Annotated in this window: 16 protein-coding genes; 2 read left to right on the top strand and 14 right to left on the bottom strand. The window is 66.4% G+C overall.

Annotation, left to right across the window (positions count from 1 at the left end; translation table 11 throughout):
• Positions 1–64 precede the first annotated feature (64 nt).
• From LAQ74_RS10745 to ppsA, 4 genes are all read right to left on the bottom strand, one after another.
• On the bottom strand, positions 65–565 hold the full coding sequence (locus LAQ74_RS10745) for a YqaA family protein (protein ID WP_224337236.1): 501 nt from the start codon (positions 563–565) through the stop codon (positions 65–67).
• 130 nt (positions 566–695) lie between these two features.
• Positions 696–1,784 (bottom strand): tyrosine decarboxylase MfnA, encoded by a 1,089-nt coding sequence (gene mfnA / locus LAQ74_RS10740; RefSeq protein ID WP_224332547.1) that lies wholly within the window; start codon positions 1,782–1,784, stop codon positions 696–698.
• Positions 1,785–1,921: 137 nt separating this feature from the next.
• The gene (locus tag LAQ74_RS10735) at positions 1,922–2,689 is read right to left on the bottom strand and encodes a CPBP family intramembrane glutamic endopeptidase (RefSeq protein WP_224332546.1); all 768 of its coding nucleotides are present in this window, start codon (positions 2,687–2,689) and stop codon (positions 1,922–1,924) included.
• An 84-nt stretch (positions 2,690–2,773) separates the two neighbouring features.
• Positions 2,774–5,092: a phosphoenolpyruvate synthase gene (gene ppsA, locus LAQ74_RS10730; protein ID WP_224332545.1), complete on the bottom strand. Its 2,319-nt coding sequence runs from the start codon at positions 5,090–5,092 to the stop codon at positions 2,774–2,776.
• 201 nt (positions 5,093–5,293) lie between these two features.
• Here ppsA and LAQ74_RS10725 point away from each other — a divergent pair, with 201 nt between their 5' ends.
• A complete protein-coding gene (locus tag LAQ74_RS10725; RefSeq protein WP_224332544.1) occupies positions 5,294–5,881 on the top strand; it encodes an arsinothricin resistance N-acetyltransferase ArsN1 family B in 588 nt (195 codons plus the stop codon).
• 27 nt (positions 5,882–5,908) lie between these two features.
• On the opposite strand, the gene LAQ74_RS10720 is transcribed toward LAQ74_RS10725, so the two are convergent.
• The 7 genes from LAQ74_RS10720 to trpC form a co-directional block, all read right to left on the bottom strand.
• Positions 5,909–7,084: a 3-dehydroquinate synthase II gene (locus LAQ74_RS10720; protein WP_224332543.1), complete on the bottom strand. Its 1,176-nt coding sequence runs from the start codon at positions 7,082–7,084 to the stop codon at positions 5,909–5,911.
• Between the two features lie 87 nt (positions 7,085–7,171).
• On the bottom strand, positions 7,172–7,867 hold the full coding sequence (locus LAQ74_RS10715; RefSeq protein WP_224332542.1) for a DUF4013 domain-containing protein: 696 nt from the start codon (positions 7,865–7,867) through the stop codon (positions 7,172–7,174).
• 88 nt (positions 7,868–7,955) lie between these two features.
• Positions 7,956–8,744 carry an SDR family NAD(P)-dependent oxidoreductase gene (locus LAQ74_RS10710; RefSeq protein WP_224332541.1) on the bottom strand — a complete coding sequence of 263 codons (789 nt, stop codon included), beginning with the start codon at positions 8,742–8,744 and terminating at the stop codon, positions 7,956–7,958.
• A 57-nt stretch (positions 8,745–8,801) separates the two neighbouring features.
• Positions 8,802–9,596 carry a 2-amino-3,7-dideoxy-D-threo-hept-6-ulosonate synthase gene (locus tag LAQ74_RS10705; protein WP_224332540.1) on the bottom strand — a complete coding sequence of 265 codons (795 nt, stop codon included), beginning with the start codon at positions 9,594–9,596 and terminating at the stop codon, positions 8,802–8,804.
• Positions 9,597–9,624: 28 nt separating this feature from the next.
• Complete coding sequence (gene trpA, locus LAQ74_RS10700) at positions 9,625–10,521, bottom strand: tryptophan synthase subunit alpha (protein ID WP_224332539.1); 897 nt, start codon at positions 10,519–10,521, stop codon at positions 9,625–9,627.
• Positions 10,518–11,762 carry a tryptophan synthase subunit beta gene (gene trpB / locus LAQ74_RS10695; protein ID WP_224332538.1) on the bottom strand — a complete coding sequence of 415 codons (1,245 nt, stop codon included), beginning with the start codon at positions 11,760–11,762 and terminating at the stop codon, positions 10,518–10,520. The genes trpA and trpB overlap by 4 nt, the downstream gene beginning before the upstream one ends.
• Positions 11,759–12,529 (bottom strand): indole-3-glycerol phosphate synthase, encoded by a 771-nt coding sequence (gene trpC, locus LAQ74_RS10690; RefSeq protein WP_224332537.1) that lies wholly within the window; start codon positions 12,527–12,529, stop codon positions 11,759–11,761. The genes trpB and trpC overlap by 4 nt, the downstream gene beginning before the upstream one ends.
• A 93-nt stretch (positions 12,530–12,622) precedes the next feature.
• On the opposite strand from trpC, the gene LAQ74_RS10685 reads away from it, so the two are divergent.
• The gene (locus tag LAQ74_RS10685; RefSeq protein WP_224332536.1) at positions 12,623–13,075 is read left to right on the top strand and encodes an MGMT family protein; all 453 of its coding nucleotides are present in this window, start codon (positions 12,623–12,625) and stop codon (positions 13,073–13,075) included.
• 6 nt (positions 13,076–13,081) lie between these two features.
• On the opposite strand, the gene LAQ74_RS10680 is transcribed toward LAQ74_RS10685, so the two are convergent.
• The 3 genes from LAQ74_RS10680 to LAQ74_RS10670 form a co-directional block, all read right to left on the bottom strand.
• A complete protein-coding gene (locus tag LAQ74_RS10680) occupies positions 13,082–13,444 on the bottom strand; it encodes a hypothetical protein (RefSeq protein WP_224332535.1) in 363 nt (120 codons plus the stop codon).
• 62 nt (positions 13,445–13,506) lie between these two features.
• Entirely contained in the window at positions 13,507–13,878 is a 372-nt protein-coding gene (locus LAQ74_RS10675; protein ID WP_224332534.1) for a hypothetical protein, read from the bottom strand.
• Positions 13,879–13,905: 27 nt separating this feature from the next.
• Positions 13,906–14,988, bottom strand: coding sequence for a CPBP family intramembrane glutamic endopeptidase (locus LAQ74_RS10670; RefSeq protein WP_224332533.1), 1,083 nt, complete (start codon positions 14,986–14,988; stop codon positions 13,906–13,908).
• Positions 14,989–14,991: the final 3 nt, after the last annotated feature.

Here is a 14,991-nt window from a genome sequence, read left to right as displayed (position 1 = left end):
CCAGTCGGGTGAGCCTGTCGGGTCACGGTGTCTAGAAAGCAGCGAAGCCGTTTAACTCTCCCGTTCACAACAGCGCGGCGGCGCCGTGGACGAGCGCCAGCGTGACGAGGAGCCGACCGGCGCTGCCGACGAACGTCGCCCCCGCGAACTTCAGATAATCCTCCTCCAGTATCGAGAAGGCGTATATCGAGAGCGTGTCCGGGAAAAACGGAACGCAGAGCGCGATGGCGAGGCCGCCGTGCCCCCACTTGCGCGCGATGGTCATCGTCTGTTTCTCGGACCACGCGACGATGTCGACCGGTAGCCGCTGGAGCCACCGTAAGATGATTCCGGAGTCCTTGGCCTCCTGGCCGATGTGAAACGCGAACAGACTTCCTGCGGCCTTGCCGGTGGCGCTGACGAGGATGATGACCGTCATCCGCCCGGCGTAGTCGAGACCGAGGTTCAGCGGCGCGGCGAGGACGACTTCGCTCACGCCCGGCAGCGCGAAGGCGATGAGAAACGAGTAGACGAAGATGATGACGAGGCCGAACCAGCCGGTGGCGTGTTCGACGGCGCGCTCCATCCACGAGAAATCCGGTAAGAGGCCGAGTGCGAGGTCTAACGCGGGGAGCAGCGCGGTCACACGTGAATCTGGAAAGTGCGGCGTTGTAAACCTTCAGGTTCGTCGGTAGTATGGTTGCTCTGCGGTAAACTCACTTCTCCGAGAGCGAATCGACGTCGGCGACGAACCGACGGAGCATCTCACGGGTCACGTGCGGCATGCAGACGATGCGGAGTTCGCCCGCGGCCGTCCGCGAGATTCGCCAGCCCGCATCGCGAAGCGCGTCGAACGTCGAGTCCGGCATCTCACACGCGACGAGCGGCAGTTCGGGGGCGACGACGCCGAAGCCGTGAGCGGCGAGCGCGTCGGCCAACCACTCAGCGTCGGCCATCGACTCCTCGAACTGCTCTCGGTAGCCGTCGGGCCAGAGAGCATCGAGCGCCGCGGCGGCACCCGCGACACCCGCACCGCTCCGCGTCCCGGTGAGCGTCGTCTGCGACGTCGATTCCAGATAGGGCGTGTCGACGGCGAGCGAGTCGAGCGTCGCGCGGTCTCTGGCCAGAAACCCGCCCGCCGGGACGACGGCTCGGCCCATTTTGTGCGGGTCGACGGTCATCGTGTCGACGTCGGCGTGCGCGAAGTTCCACGCGTGGTCGGTGAAGGGGAGCGCGAACCCGCCCCACGCGGCGTCGACGTGGAGGAACGGCCGGTCGCCGTCGGCGTCGTGGGCGGCCGCGGCGAGTTCGGGAATCGGGTCGACGCGGCCGTACTCCGTCGACCCGGCGACGCCGACGACCAGAATCGTCTCCGAATCGACGCTTGCGCGGACGGCGTCGAGGTCCGCGCGGTAGTCGGCGTCGACGGGAACGGTCCGGAGTTCGACGCCGAGCACGTCGGCGGCTTTCCGGAAACTGAAGTGGACGCTCTCGGGGGCGACGACGTTCGGCGTCCCCGGAACGTTCGACCACTCGTCGCGGGCGCGGTTTCGCGCCGCCCGGACCGCCTGAACGTTGGCTTCGGTGCCGCCGCTTGCGACGTAGCCCTGCGCGTCGGGAAGGCCGGCCAACTCGCCGAGCGCAGCGACGACCTCTTGCTCTAACTCGGCGACCGACTGGTAGGTGGCGGGGTCACCCGGGTTCGTCGCGAGAAACCGTACCGCTGCCTCCCGCGCGGCGGGATGCGGTTCCGTACACATCGAGGAGAGCACGCGAGAGAAGTCCTGCGGGACGGCGCGCTGCATACGTCGACCGTAATCTTTCACTCCGTTTATCGATTCCGTTCCGTCGGCGTCCGTCGTCGCGGACGAACACGAACTACGGATCGACGAGCGCCGACGGTCGCTGACGAACGCCCCCGCGTGTCGGTGGCCCGCTCCTCTCAGAACGCCGTGAGTTGGACGTACGCGATGCCGAACAGCGTCGTGTTGTACGCGGCGTGAATCAGAATCGGGACTGCGAGGTTATCCGTGCGTTCGTACGCGATACCGAGTATCGACCCGGTGACGAAGATGACGCCCGTCGTCGCGACGACGGCGACGGGGGTGCCGATGTAGTTGAAGACGTGCGGCGACGCGAAGATGAGGCTGGCGAGCACGATAGCTGCGACCGGTCCGTAGGCGGTCCGGAGGCGGCCCTGAATCGCGCCGCGGAACAGCAGTTCCTCTGCGGGGGCGACGAGGACGATAGAGAGCACGGCGAGAGCGAGAAGCACCGTCGGGTCGTTCTGTGCGACTTCGCCGATGACGCTCTCGACGGGTTCGAGACTTGTGAGCGTCAGCGCGTACGAGAGTACCGACGCGAGGACGACGGCGACGAGCGTCGCCCCGACGACGAACCGGAGTTCCTCGCTGTCGGGGCGTCGAATCGGCAGCGAGTCGAGCCGTAGTCGGGCGTAGAGCCCGCCGATTCCGGCGAACATCAGTTGCTGTGGAATCGAGCCGAAGACGAGTACGGCCGTCGAGGTGACGCCGAATCCGAGGAAGAACAGCGGGAAGATGACGGCGAGGCTGGTGATGGTTCCGACGACGAACGCGGCGAGGAGGAGGCCGACGGCGACGAGAAACGCGACGAGGCGGTGGACGATCGACGGGCCGCCAGGTCCGTCCGAGGCGGCGGCGTCCGGGGTCGGTGAGGGTGTGGAGGGCATCTGTGGCTCACTCAGAGTTTGGCGCTCGGTGATATAAAGGGGCTTTGAGGAAGGCGAACAGTTCGCTCCCGTCCGAGCCGACGCTCAGCGAACCGAGTCGAGCATCAGTTTCTGCTCGACGCGCTTGACCTCGTGTTGGACGTCGCGCACCGCGTCGATGTTCGCGCTGATGGACGTAACTCCCTCGTTGACGAGGAACTGGACCATCTGCGGTTTCGACCCGGCCTGCCCGCAGATGCTCGTCTTCACGTCGAGTTCGCGGCACGTCTCGATAGTCGACCCGATGAGCTCCAACACGGCGGGGTGGAGTTCGTCGAACCGGTCGGCGACGTTCTCGTTGTTGCGGTCGACCGCGAGGGTGTACTGGGTGAGGTCGTTCGTCCCGAAGGAGGCGAAGTCGATACCCGCTTCCGCGAGTTCGCGGATGGAGAGCGCGCTCGCAGGCGTCTCTATCATCACGCCCCACGTTCGCTTCTCGGGGTCGATGCCCGCCTCGCGCATGAACTTCGTCGCGCGGTAGACGTCCTCGGCGTCGTTGACGAGCGGAAGCATCAGCTCAACGTTGTCGTAGCCCATCTCCCAGAGGCGACGGAACGCCTCCAGTTCGTGGGCGAACGCCTCCGGCGTGTCGAGACTGCGGCGGATACCCCGGTAGCCGAGCATCGGATTGTGCTCCTTCGGTTCGCCGTCGCCGCCCTCCAGCTGGCGGAACTCGTCAGTCGGCGCGTCGAGCGTGCGGACGCGGACCGCACGCGGGTAGAACTCGTCGGCGACGGTCCGGATGCCCTCGACGAGTTCGTCGACGTACGCCTTCTCGCCGTTGTCCTCGATGTACTTCTGGGGCGTTTTGCCGAGCGACAACACCATGTGTTCGATGCGGAGCAGGCCGACGCCGTCGGCACCGGTCGCCGCGGCGCGTTCTGCGGCCTCGGGGATGGAGACGTTGACTTTCACCTCCGTCGCGGTCATCGGTTTGACCGGCGTCTTCGGCCGCATCTCCTCGACGGGTTCGTGTTGCTCTCCCTTCTTCGCCTTCTGACCTTCTCGAATCGTCCCCTTGTCGCCGTCGATAGTGATGACCTGGCCGTCCGATAGCTCTCGGGTCGCGCTGCCGGTGCCGACGACGGCCGGCACGCCGAGTTCCCGGGAGACGATGGCGGCGTGACTCGTCATCCCACCTTCGTCGGTGACGATGCCGGAGGCGCGTTTCATCGCCGGGACCATGTCGGGCATCGTCATCTCGGTGACGATAATGTCGCCCTCCGACACTTTGTCGAGTTGGTCGAGTTTGGTGACGATGCGCGCCTCGCCCGAGACGATGCCGGGACTCGCGCCCAGTCCGCTGAGGAGCGTGTCGCTGTTCGACGACGACTGTTCTTTCTGCCCGCTGTTGCCGTTCGACGAGAGCGTCGTCGCGTCGACGCCGTCGCCGTCGGCGGCCACCTCGACGCCGTTGTCGTCGGAGATAGTCGTGATGGGCCGCGACTGCAACATGTACACATCGCCGTCGTAGATGGCCCACTCGACGTCCTGCGGGGCGTCGTAGTGGTCTTCGACTTCGCAGCCGAGTTCGACGAGGCGCTCGATCTCGTCGTCCGAGAGCACGCGCGCCTCGCGCTTCTCCTCGGGGACGTCGACCGTCGATGTCTCGCCCGTCTCGGTGTCTTTGACCATCATCAGCTTCTTGTCCGCGAGGGTCTCTTCGTCGACGCTAGCGGTCTCGCGGTCGACGACGTAGTTGTCGGGAGAGACAGATCCGGAGACGACCGCTTCGCCGAGCCCCCACGCCGCCTCGATGATGATCCGTGGCTCGCCCGTCGACGGGTGGGAGGTGAACATCACGCCGCTCTTCTCGGCGTCGACCATCTGCTGGACGACGACGGCGATGTCGACTTTGTCGTGCGAGAAGCCCTGTCGCGTCCGGTAGTAGATGGCGCGCTGGGAGAACAGCGACGCCCAACACTCCTTGACGCGCTCGACGAGTTTCTCCTCGCGGACGTTGAGGAAGGTCTCCTGCTGACCGGCGAAGGAGGCGTCCGGAAGGTCCTCGGCCGTGGCCGATGACCGGACCGCGACGAACGCCTCGCCGTCTCCCACGGAGCGGTACGCCTCCAGAATCTCCTCGCGTACTTCGGCGGGGAGTTCCGTCTCCGTGATGAGTTCGTGTGCGCGCTCGTGGGCGGCGGCGAGCGCCTTCGAGTCTTCGGGGTCGATATCCATCGCCTCGAAGAGTTCCTCGTCGATGCCTGCCTCCTCGATGAACGTTCGATAGGTGTCGGCGGTCACGACGAATCCCGGCGGGACAGGAAGCCCCGCGGCCGTGAGTTCGCCGAGCGAGGCACCTTTACCGCCGACCGTGTCGATGTCGGCGGCGCGCACGTCATCCAGCCAAAGTACAGCCATTGCGTATTCGGTTCGACCACAGGATTCCTAAAGAAGCTTGCGTATGGTACATGGCTGAAAATTACTGACTCGGATGCGAGTGGTATTTCGTGAACGATTCACCGAACCGCGTTCACGGCTGCTCTCGGGACTGAATCCGAGTTTTCAGCGCCCTGGTGAATTCAAACAACGTATTTGGGGCCGGAGGTGTTCTCCCCGGATATGTTACGACTCGCCACGCCCGACGACGCCGACGACGTTCTGAGGATATACGAACCGTTCGTTCGCGACACCGCCGTCTCCTTCGAGACGACGCCGCCGACGGAAGTTGAGAGTAAAGAGCGAATCGAGACGACGCTCGAATCGTACCCCTGGCTGGTGGACGAACGCGACGGACGCGTCGTCGGCTACGCCTACGCCGGACCGCACCGCAAACGCGACGCCTACCGGTGGTCGGTCGATTCCTCGGTGTACGTCGCCGACGGCGCGCGGCGACGTGGCGTCGCCCGCGGCCTCTACACGGCGCTGTTCGGAATACTCGAAGCGCAGGGGTACGTGAACGTCTACGCGGGGACGACGCTCCCGAACCCGGCGAGCGTCGGCTTCCACCGCGCGATGGGCTTCGAACCGGTGGGCGTCTACGAGAACGTCGGCTACAAGCAGGGTGAGTGGCACGACGTGCAGTGGTTGTGTCGAGCGCTGTGCTCCCCTCCCGAGAGTCCCGACCCGCCCGTGTCGCTCTCCGACGTGCGGGCGACCCCGCCGTTCGAGCGTGCACTCGACGCTGGGGAAGCGAAAATCGACGACTGAGAGAAGAGCGGGTCGTCGCTGTCGCGCTTACTTCTCGATGATGCTCTCTTCGACGGCCTCGCCGAAGTGCCGCGCCACCTGCTCGTAGTACAGCAACAGCTCGTCGCCCGCTTCGAGGTCGGTGACGGCTTTGCGACCCGCGCTCGTCGGGACTTTGATGGTTTCGGCGTTCTGCAGCAGCGTCTCCACGTGGTCGCCCTCGACGTCCACCTCGACGCGGAACATCGGTCGCTTCTCTATCTTCACGCGTCCGACGATGACTTCGCGCGTTCGACCTTCGGTGTCGACGACCTGCACTTCGTCGCCGCTTTTGAGCTCCGAGAGGTACTTCGTCCCGCCGTCGGGCGTGCGGACGTACGCGTGGACCGCCCCGGCGTTGACGCGGAACGGGCGAGAGGCGACGTACGGCGACTCGGCCGTCTCCGCGTGGACGAAGAACAGCCCCCGGGACATCGATCCGACGAGCATCCCCTCGTCGTGTTCGAGGAGACTCCCGGTGTCGACGCAGACGCGGTCGGCCATCCCGACGCGTTCGACCGACTGCACCTCGGCCCACCGGAGGTCGAGCTGCTCGCGCTCGGTGGCGTCGCGCACTTCGACCGTTTCGCGAATCTCGTCGGGGTTGTCCGAGTCGAGGAGGACGCCGTCGGCACCGTGTTCGAGCGTCTCGAACGCGGCGCGGGCCTCCTCGGCGGAGGTGACGCCCGCGACCAACTCCGTCTGGTCGCCGATGCGCGCGATGAGGTTCTCCAGGGGGATTATCTGCCAGTCCTCGCCGACGACGAGCGTGTGGTCAGCGTCGCGGGCGGCCGCCTCGGCGAACGTCTCGTACTCCTTGCCGCGGATGCGGACGTAGGCGCCCTGCGCCCGCTCGTCGCTGTGTCGGAGCGTCGTCAGGTCCGCCGACCCCGAGAAGTCCGACGGGAGGTCGACGGTGCCGTCGCCCTCGCCGTCTTTGCCGACGACGTAGACGTCCGCCACCGCCGTCGGCGTCTCCTCGTCTTCGGCGTCCATCACGTGGACGTCCGCGTCGGTACGGAACGCGGCGATCTTCACGTCGCCGAGCTCGCGGACGCGAGCGACGTCGGACTCGTCGACGAGGACCCAGTTGACGCCCGCTTCGAGTCCCGTCGTGATGCGTTGCTTTCGAACCTCCCAGTCGCCGACCGTGTCGTCGGCCTTCAACCAGACGCTTCGTGTCATTGTCCGATTCTCTCGGGGGTGTGGCTTGAACGTGGCGGATGCGTCAGGGAGCGTCGGAAAATATCGGCGTCGGTCGCGCGAGTGGCCTCAGTCGTCAGCGACCGGTGCGGCCGCCGGCGTCGCGCTTTCGCGGGTGTTGGCGACCTCGGCGAAGGCCCGACCGAACATGAACTGGCTGGCGAGGCCGAGCCAGAAGTAGTAGAACGGTGCGATGACGATGCCGACGAGGAAGGCGCTGAGGAAACTCAGCACCGCGCCGCCGACGACCGAGACGCCGAACACGATCACCGTCGCGACGATGTACTGTCGGCTCAGAAGCACCGGTTTCAGCGTCGAGACGGCGAACGCGGCGCCAAGCGACTCCTCGCGGGCAAAGTTGATGAGCGCCGCGGGAAGCAGGTAGGTGACGACGAGCACGGCCGGCAGCGCGAGGAGCATCCCCAGCAGTCCGACGCCAGCGAGGAGACCGCCCGCGTTGCCGCCGGCGGACCCGCCGCCGACGACGACGACGAGCATCCCGCCGAAGATGACGGCGGGGACGAGACTGTACGCGACGGCGATGACCGTCGCCTTCACCCCGTCGACGAGGAGGCCACCCCAGTCGTCGAGCGCCGGGGGGTCCTCGTCGCCGCGCGACACCGCCGCGGCGGCGCGAACGAGGTAGCCGGAGACCAGAAACACCGGCACGAGAAGCCAACTGAAAAACACCAGCACGCCGCCGATGAGCAGTCGTACGATTCCACTATCGCCTTTCGTCGGGTACGAGAGCGCGTCTTCGAGCATCGGCGTCGATTACAGTCAATATATAATAAAGTTTGTCTAACTTATACTATTTCTCACTGACTCGTTCTCGTCGCCGAATAACGCGCTCTCAACAGATCTGCCAGCCGCCGTCGACGTGCAGCAGTTCGCCGGTGATGTAGCTCGCCCCCTCGGTCGCCAAGAACGCCGCCGCGTCGGCGATATCCTCGGGTTCGCCCGGCCGACCCAGCGGAATCGGCTTCAGGAAGCCGCCGCTCTCTGCGTCCTCGTACATCTCCTCGGTGAGTCCCTCGGTGAACTCCGTTGCTATCTGTCCGGGTGCGACGGCGTTGACGCGTATTCCGTGCTCGGCGAGTTCGAGCGCCGCGCCGCGGGTGATCATCCGCACCGCGCCCTTGGTCGAGTCGTACTGCACCTGCCCGTGCTGGGCGAGGTTCGAGGAGATGGAGGCGGTGTTGACGATGCATCCCGATTCACCTCTGTCGAGCATGTCGCTGGCCGCGGCCTGCACGCCGAAGAACACGCCGTCGACGTTGACGCGGTGGACTCGGCGGAACTCCTCCGGCGAGAGGTCGAGCATGTCGCCCTCGACGAAGAGACCGGCGTTGTTCACCATCACGTCGACGCCGCCGTACTCGCGGGCCGCCTCGACGACTGATTCGACCTCGTCGCGGTCGGTGACGTCCGTCTCGACGTACTCGGCGTCGCTGCCCAGCTCGCGCACGAGTTCGTGCGTCGGCGTCTCCTCGTCGACGTCTTTCGGCTCTTCACGAACGTCGGCGACGATGACCGTCGCGCCGGACTCGCCGAAGCGCGTCGCCATCGCCCGGCCGATACCCGAGGACCCGCCCGTCACGATGACCGTCTCGCCGTCGAAATCGAACTCCGTCGTTGCCATACGCTCCGTTCGAGCGAGGGCGACAAAAAGCCCCGTTCGCTCCGCTGCGCAGCCGCTTCAGGCTTCGATGCCGAGACCGGCGCGCTCGATGGCCTCCTCGGCCGACTGGTCGTCGTGAAGGACGGCGGAGACGGCGCGGGTGATGGCTTCGGGGTCGTCGTGCTGGAAGATAGAGCGGCCCATCGAGACGCCCGCCGCGCCAGCGTCCATCGCGCCGCGGACCATATCGACGGTCTCACGGTCGGTGCCTCTGCTCCCGCCGGCGATGACGACGGGGAGGCGCGTCGATTCGACGACGTGCTCGAACGTCTCGGCGTTACCGCTGTAGCCCGTCTTCACGACGTGTGCGCCCGCTTCCTCCGCGAGGCGGACTGCGTGACCGAGCGCCTGCGGGTCGGTGCCGTCGACGTCGGGACCCCGGGCGTACGCCATCGCAAGAACGGGGATACCGAGTCGCTCGGCGTCGTCGGTGACGCGCGCGAGGCTCTCCAGTTGGCCGGGTTCGTAGTTGCTCCCGACGTTGATGTGGAACGAGACGGCGTCGGCCCCGGCGCGGACGGCCTCCTCGACGGTGCTGGTCATCCGCTTGTCGTTGCTGTCGGGACCGATGACCGTGGACGCGTTGAGGTGGACGATGTATCCTCGACCATTTTTGTGCGGGTGGACGCGCGGGGCGATCCCCTTCTGCGTGAGGACGGCGTCGGCCCCGCCGCGTGTCACCGCCGCGATGGTCGATTCGATGTTTTTGAGGCCTTTTACCGCCCCGAGTGTGATACCGTGATCCATCGGAACGACGAGAAATCGCCCCTCCGTGGAGATGCGGTCGAGTCGTGCGTGGATTCCTGTGTTCATGAGTATGTGAAACTGTGCCAGTGTACGGTTATGTGCGTTCCGGATGCGGTGTGCGTTGCGCGAACCCGCGAGAAGCACCCTCGCTCAGTTCGCGAGCCTTCGTTTCGAGACGGGCGGCGACCGATTCGGCCGAGTCGCCGTTCTCGTGGCCTTCAGCCACAATATCGACGAGCGCGCTGCCGACGATGACGCCGTCGGCACCGCCGGCGACGATGCGCTCGGCGTGCTCGCCGGTCTTGATGCCGAAGCCGACGGCCTTCGGTACGTCCCAGTCGTCGAGTCGCGCGAGGCTCTCGTCGGTCTGCGCCGACACGTCGCTGCGCGCCCCGGTGACGCCGAGGCGCGCCTGGACGTAGACGTATCCCGACACCTGTTCCATGATGCGTTCGAGGCGCTCGCCCTCCGTCGTCGGCGCGACGATGAACACGAGGTCGAGGTCGAACTCGTCGCAGGCTTCCCGAAGGGGGTCGGCCTCCTCGGCGGGGAGGTCGGGGACGACGAAGCCGTCGAGTCCGACTTCCGCGGCCTTCTCGACGAACGCGCGCGGCCGATTCGCGTCGTCGTCGCCGTATCGGTAGATGAGGTTGTAGTACGTCATGCAGACGAGCGGAACATCGACATCGAGTTCCTCGACGAACTCGAAGAAACGCGTCGGTGTCATGCCGCCTTCGAGCGCCCGGACGACCGCGTTCTGAATCGTTGGTCCCTCGGCGACCGGTTCCGAGAACGGCAGGCCGAGTTCGATGATGTCCGCGCCGCCGCGTTCGAGCGCCTCGACGTACTCGATGGACGACTCGTAGTCGGGGTCGCCGACAGCAAGATACGGAATGAACGCGGGTCCGTCACCAGAAGCATCTGCTTCTGGTTGGCTCGCGGCGGCTTCACCGCCGCGAACGTCGGCGAACGCTTCGGGGATTCGGCTCATCGAAGCCCTCCCGAGAACATCGACATGTCCGGCGCGTTCTCGATGCCGCGCTTCTCGGTCTCCTCGATAACGGATTCCAAATCCTTGTCACCGCGACCGGAGACGTTCACGAGGACGGTGTCGCCGAGGTCCTCGTGGTTCTTCTCCACGTAGGCGAACGCGTGCGCCGTCTCCAGCGCTGGGATGACTCCCTCCAGCCGCGAGAGGCGGTGGAACGCCTCCAGTGCCGCGTCGTCGTCCACGTTCACCGGCGTCACCCGGTTTTCGTCGACCAGATAGGCGAGTTCGGGACCGACGCCCGCGTAGTCCAGACCGGAGGAGACGCTGTGCGACTCCATGATCTGTCCGTCGCGGTCCTGCAGGAGTTTGGTGCGCGCGCCGTGGAGCACCCCCTCGCCGCCTGTCGACAAGGAGGCGGAGTTGGGCGCGACGCCTTCCTCCTCGTCGACCGAGAGCGACGACCCGCCCGCCTCGACGGCGTAGAGGTCGACTCCCTCGTCGTCGACGAACTCGGCGAACGCGCCCATCGTGTTCGACCCGCCGCCCGCGCACGCGAGCACCGAATCGGGAAGCGTCCCCGCTCGCTCCTGGATCTGCTCGCGGGCTTCCTCGGAGATGACTGCCTGGAAGTCGCGGACCATCGCCGGGAACGGGTGCGGGCCGACGACAGAGCCGATGACGTAGTGGGTGTCCTCGACGTTCGTCGCCCAGTCGCGCATCGTCTCCGAAATCGCCTCTTTGAGGGTTCCGCGACCCACGGTGACGGGAGTGACCTCCGCGCCGTTTATCTTCATCCGGAAGACGTTCGGGCGCTGGCGGTTGATGTCGCGCTCGCCCATGTACACCTCGCAGTCGAAGTCGAGGTGCGCGCACGCCATCGCCGTCGCGGTCCCGTGCTGACCCGCCCCGGTCTCGGCGATGATGCGGTCTTTACCCATATACTTCGCCAGGAGGACCTGGCCGAGCGCGTTGTTCAGCTTGTGCGCGCCGCCGTGGACGAGGTCCTCGCGTTTCAGGTACACGTCGCGGTCGTAACGCTCCGAGAGGCGCTCGGCGTACTGCGTCGGCGTCGGCCGCCCGCCGAAGTCGCGGAGTCGCTGCCGGAACTCGTCCATAAAGCCGTCTTCGTTGTGCAGAACGTAGCGCTCGTAGGCGTCCTCCAGTTCCTCGATAGCGGGCATCAGCGCCTCGGGGACGTACTGTCCGCCGTAGCGGCCGAACTTCCCGTCGCTCGTGCTCATGGTTGCTCCTGGGACTCCGAGGTAACGAACTTCTCGGTGTTCTCCTGTATGTCGCCCGCCATGATCGCAGAACCGACGAGCAGGCCGTCCGCGCCCGCATCGCGCATCCGTCGGGCGTCGTCGGGCGTCGTCACGCCGCTCTCGGCGACGAGCGTCACGTCCTCGGGAACCGCGGGCGCGACGGACTCGAAGGTGGATAAATCGACGTCGAGTTTCGTCAGGTCGCGGTTGTTGACGCCGACGATGGAGGCTCCCGCGTCGATAGCTTCGGCGAGTTCGTCGCCGTCGTGGACCTCGACGAGCGCCTGAAAGCCGCGGGCTTCGGCCGCGTCCAAGAGCCCAGAAAGGTCGTCAACGAAGCGCGCGATGAGCAACACCACGTCGGATTCGACGACGTCGAACTGGTCCTCGCGGACGATGAAATCCTTGCGCAGCACGGGGACGTCGACCGCCTCGCGGATCCGCCGGAGGTTCTCGGTCGACCCGCCGAAGTGCTCAGGCTCAGTAAGAACCGACAGCGCCGCCGCGCCGCCGTCGACCATCTGCTGTGCGAGTTCGACAGGGTCGTCGTCGCGCGTCCCTTCGGTGGTGGGACTCGTCGGTTTCACTTCGGCGATGACGGGGATTCGACCGTCGGCCTCCGCGGCGGCGAACGCGTGGGGTAACGACCGCGCGTCGACCGAGAGCCGTTCGCTCCCGCCGTCTCTGTCGCGCGCGGCGGCGAGTATCGAGCGTACCGCCGGGGCGACCTCCGCTGTGTCGTTCATCGATGTACACTAATGCACTAATCTGTTCATAAGGTTTGTGTCTCCGGGGCCGCGAACGGCCCTTTGAAGACGAAGGTCGCCCTCGGTTCGACCATGGAAGACGCAGGAATCTACGCGCGCGAGTCGCCGACACTCGATACTGTCGTCCAACTCGGCGTCGTCGGCGGCCGCGTCATCAACGTCTCGTTCCCCGACTCGATACCCGACGACGCCGAGACCGACCACTCGCTGTTGGACCGCATCTTCGACTACCTCGACGGCGCTGAGGACCACTTCGACGACGCGCCCGTCGCGCTGACGGTGCCGACCGACCGGCGGAGCGTGCTCGAAGCGACTCGAAACGTCCCCTACGGCGAGACGATCTCGGTCGAACGACTGGCGCGACTGGCCGGACTCGACGCCGACGAGGAGGATGACATCCGACTGGTCGAGAACGCGCTTCGAGAGAATCCGGTGCCGCTTCTCATCCCCGACCATCGGATTCGGGCGACCGGCGCGACGCCGGAGGACGTGGCGGCGGCACTACGGCGCGTCGAGCAGGGGTAGCGCCGTTCAGGGCTCGTCGGCGAACGCGGCGACGAACGCGACCAGTCCCACGAGCGACCCGGCTATCGTGACGAGACCGACCCACCCACGCTGGACGAGCGAAACGTCGGCGTACTCGGCGAGTCTGACGACACCGACCGTCAACCACCCGAGCGCGCCGGCGGCGACGAACGGGCGACCCTCCGCCCTCGACCACAGCGCGCCGGCCGACAGAAACAGCCCGAAATCGACCGCGAACTCCAGTAGCCGGGCCAATCCCGGGTCGCCGGCGACGCGACCGTAGACCCCCACGAGTCCGATCGAGAACAACACTACAGCCAGCGCGCGCACCGCGTCGTCGAGGAGGGGCTTTTCGGAGACCGTAGACATCTGCCGTTCGTTCTGTCTGTCAGCTAATAACTCGTTCGCTGCGACCGTCGTATCGAAACCAGTCACTCGCTCCGCCCGAACGACTCCAACTTCAGATACGCACCGACGCCGAGTATCACCGCGGACAGCGTCACGACGTCGACGGCGGCACCGACGGCTCCGCTCCGAAACAGACCGAGAAACTCCGACGTCCAACTCAGCGCCGCGACGAACAGCGCCCCCGCGCCGACGACGCGCAGCGCCGACCCGTCACCGCGGCCCTCCCACAGTCGCACACCCCAGACGAGAAACAGCGTCGCGTAGACGAGCGTCCACAGCGACGACAGCGCCGTATCGCCCGTCGCGGTGCCGTACATCGCCGTGACGGCGACGACGACGACGCCGACTGCGAGGAAAACGCGGACGCTACGCGGCAGCGACTGAAGGGCGGCCATTCACTCGCCGCTTTCGACTCCGAGGCCCTAACTCGTTCGTTCCCATCCGGACCGCTCCCAGCCGAACCCCTCGTGGACGACGAACTCCAGCGCGTTCACGAGGTAGTGGGCGACGACGACGACGAGCAGGCTCTCGGTGAGGACGAACGCCGCCGCGAGGACGAATCCGATCGCGCCGGTGACGAGGATGCCGACCGGTCCCTGGGCGCCGTGGCCGAGACCGAACGCGACCGACGAGAGCACGGCGAGCAGCCACGGCGAGAGACCGAAGCCGATGGAGAGCACGCCGACGAGCGCGCCGCGAAACAGCAACTCCTCGAAGCCGGCGATGATGGGGAGCACGACCAAGAGCAGGACCGCCCACCCGCCGGCGGAGTCGGGGGCCAACGCCTCCCGAAGCGCCTCGCCACCCCCCAAGTCGAACCGCTCGCCGACCGTCGCCGCGAGTTCGTTGAGCACGTAGAGACCGACGCCGAACGCGACGCCGACACTGAGCGCCGTGAGGTCCGTCGTCGCCGCGGTGACGCCAAACGCCGACGCCGGAATCTCTGCGACCCACGCGCCGGCGAGCAGCAGTCCGGCGAACAACCCCTGTGAGAGCGCGACGTTCAAAAGCAGCGCTCCCGTCGAGAGGTCGCCGAGCGTCGTCTGCTCGTCGGACTCGTCCGCGTCGCCCGGTGGTCCGCTCGCGTGACCGATTCGTTCGCCCTCGTCGTCTCCGCCGTCTTCGGAACTGGCGGGTCGACGCTCGGGTGCAGGACCGTACTGAACTCGTCCCGGGAACTCCACGTCTTCGAGGCGTCTCGGCCGCTCGGCGGCGTCGGTGGTGTCGCGCTTGACCGTCCGGTCGGCAGCCTCGGCGGTGGCCGCTCGCTCGGCGGGTTCGGTATCCGACGAGGGGCCCGACATCTCCCCGGAAGCTACCGCTCCCAACTCCGAGTCGGACTCGATGGAAGCGGTAGAATCGTCGGAATCGTCGAAGTCGTCTGCGGGGCTATCGACGACGCCCGCGTCGCCGTCGCTCACGATACCTTGCGACGCACGCGCGAGTAATAGTAATAGAACGAGGACGACGCCCGCGAAACCCGCGAACGTCGACCAGTCGGCCATCTA

This window comes from Haloprofundus halobius (assembly GCF_020097835.1).
GTDB classification, from domain to species: Archaea; Halobacteriota; Halobacteria; order Halobacteriales; family Haloferacaceae; genus Haloprofundus; species Haloprofundus halobius.
This window is presented reverse-complemented; position numbering and strand designations above follow the sequence as displayed.

Coding starts and splice junctions, on each gene's coding strand:
- LAQ74_RS10745 (WP_224337236.1), bottom strand. CDS start 565: ATGGAGCGCGCCGTCGAACACGCCACCGGCTGGTTCGGCCTCGTCATC.
- mfnA (WP_224332547.1), bottom strand. CDS start 1,784: ATGCAGCGCGCCGTCCCGCAGGACTTCTCTCGCGTGCTCTCCTCGATG.
- LAQ74_RS10735 (WP_224332546.1), bottom strand. CDS start 2,689: ATGCCCTCCACACCCTCACCGACCCCGGACGCCGCCGCCTCGGACGGA.
- ppsA (WP_224332545.1), bottom strand. CDS start 5,092: ATGGCTGTACTTTGGCTGGATGACGTGCGCGCCGCCGACATCGACACG.
- LAQ74_RS10725 (WP_224332544.1), top strand. CDS start 5,294: ATGTTACGACTCGCCACGCCCGACGACGCCGACGACGTTCTGAGGATA.
- LAQ74_RS10720 (WP_224332543.1), bottom strand. CDS start 7,084: ATGACACGAAGCGTCTGGTTGAAGGCCGACGACACGGTCGGCGACTGG.
- LAQ74_RS10715 (WP_224332542.1), bottom strand. CDS start 7,867: ATGCTCGAAGACGCGCTCTCGTACCCGACGAAAGGCGATAGTGGAATC.
- LAQ74_RS10710 (WP_224332541.1), bottom strand. CDS start 8,744: ATGGCAACGACGGAGTTCGATTTCGACGGCGAGACGGTCATCGTGACG.
- LAQ74_RS10705 (WP_224332540.1), bottom strand. CDS start 9,596: ATGAACACAGGAATCCACGCACGACTCGACCGCATCTCCACGGAGGGG.
- trpA (WP_224332539.1), bottom strand. CDS start 10,521: ATGAGCCGAATCCCCGAAGCGTTCGCCGACGTTCGCGGCGGTGAAGCC.
- trpB (WP_224332538.1), bottom strand. CDS start 11,762: ATGAGCACGAGCGACGGGAAGTTCGGCCGCTACGGCGGACAGTACGTC.
- trpC (WP_224332537.1), bottom strand. CDS start 12,529: ATGAACGACACAGCGGAGGTCGCCCCGGCGGTACGCTCGATACTCGCC.
- LAQ74_RS10685 (WP_224332536.1), top strand. CDS start 12,623: ATGGAAGACGCAGGAATCTACGCGCGCGAGTCGCCGACACTCGATACT.
- LAQ74_RS10680 (WP_224332535.1), bottom strand. CDS start 13,444: ATGTCTACGGTCTCCGAAAAGCCCCTCCTCGACGACGCGGTGCGCGCG.
- LAQ74_RS10675 (WP_224332534.1), bottom strand. CDS start 13,878: ATGGCCGCCCTTCAGTCGCTGCCGCGTAGCGTCCGCGTTTTCCTCGCA.
- LAQ74_RS10670 (WP_224332533.1), bottom strand. CDS start 14,988: ATGGCCGACTGGTCGACGTTCGCGGGTTTCGCGGGCGTCGTCCTCGTT.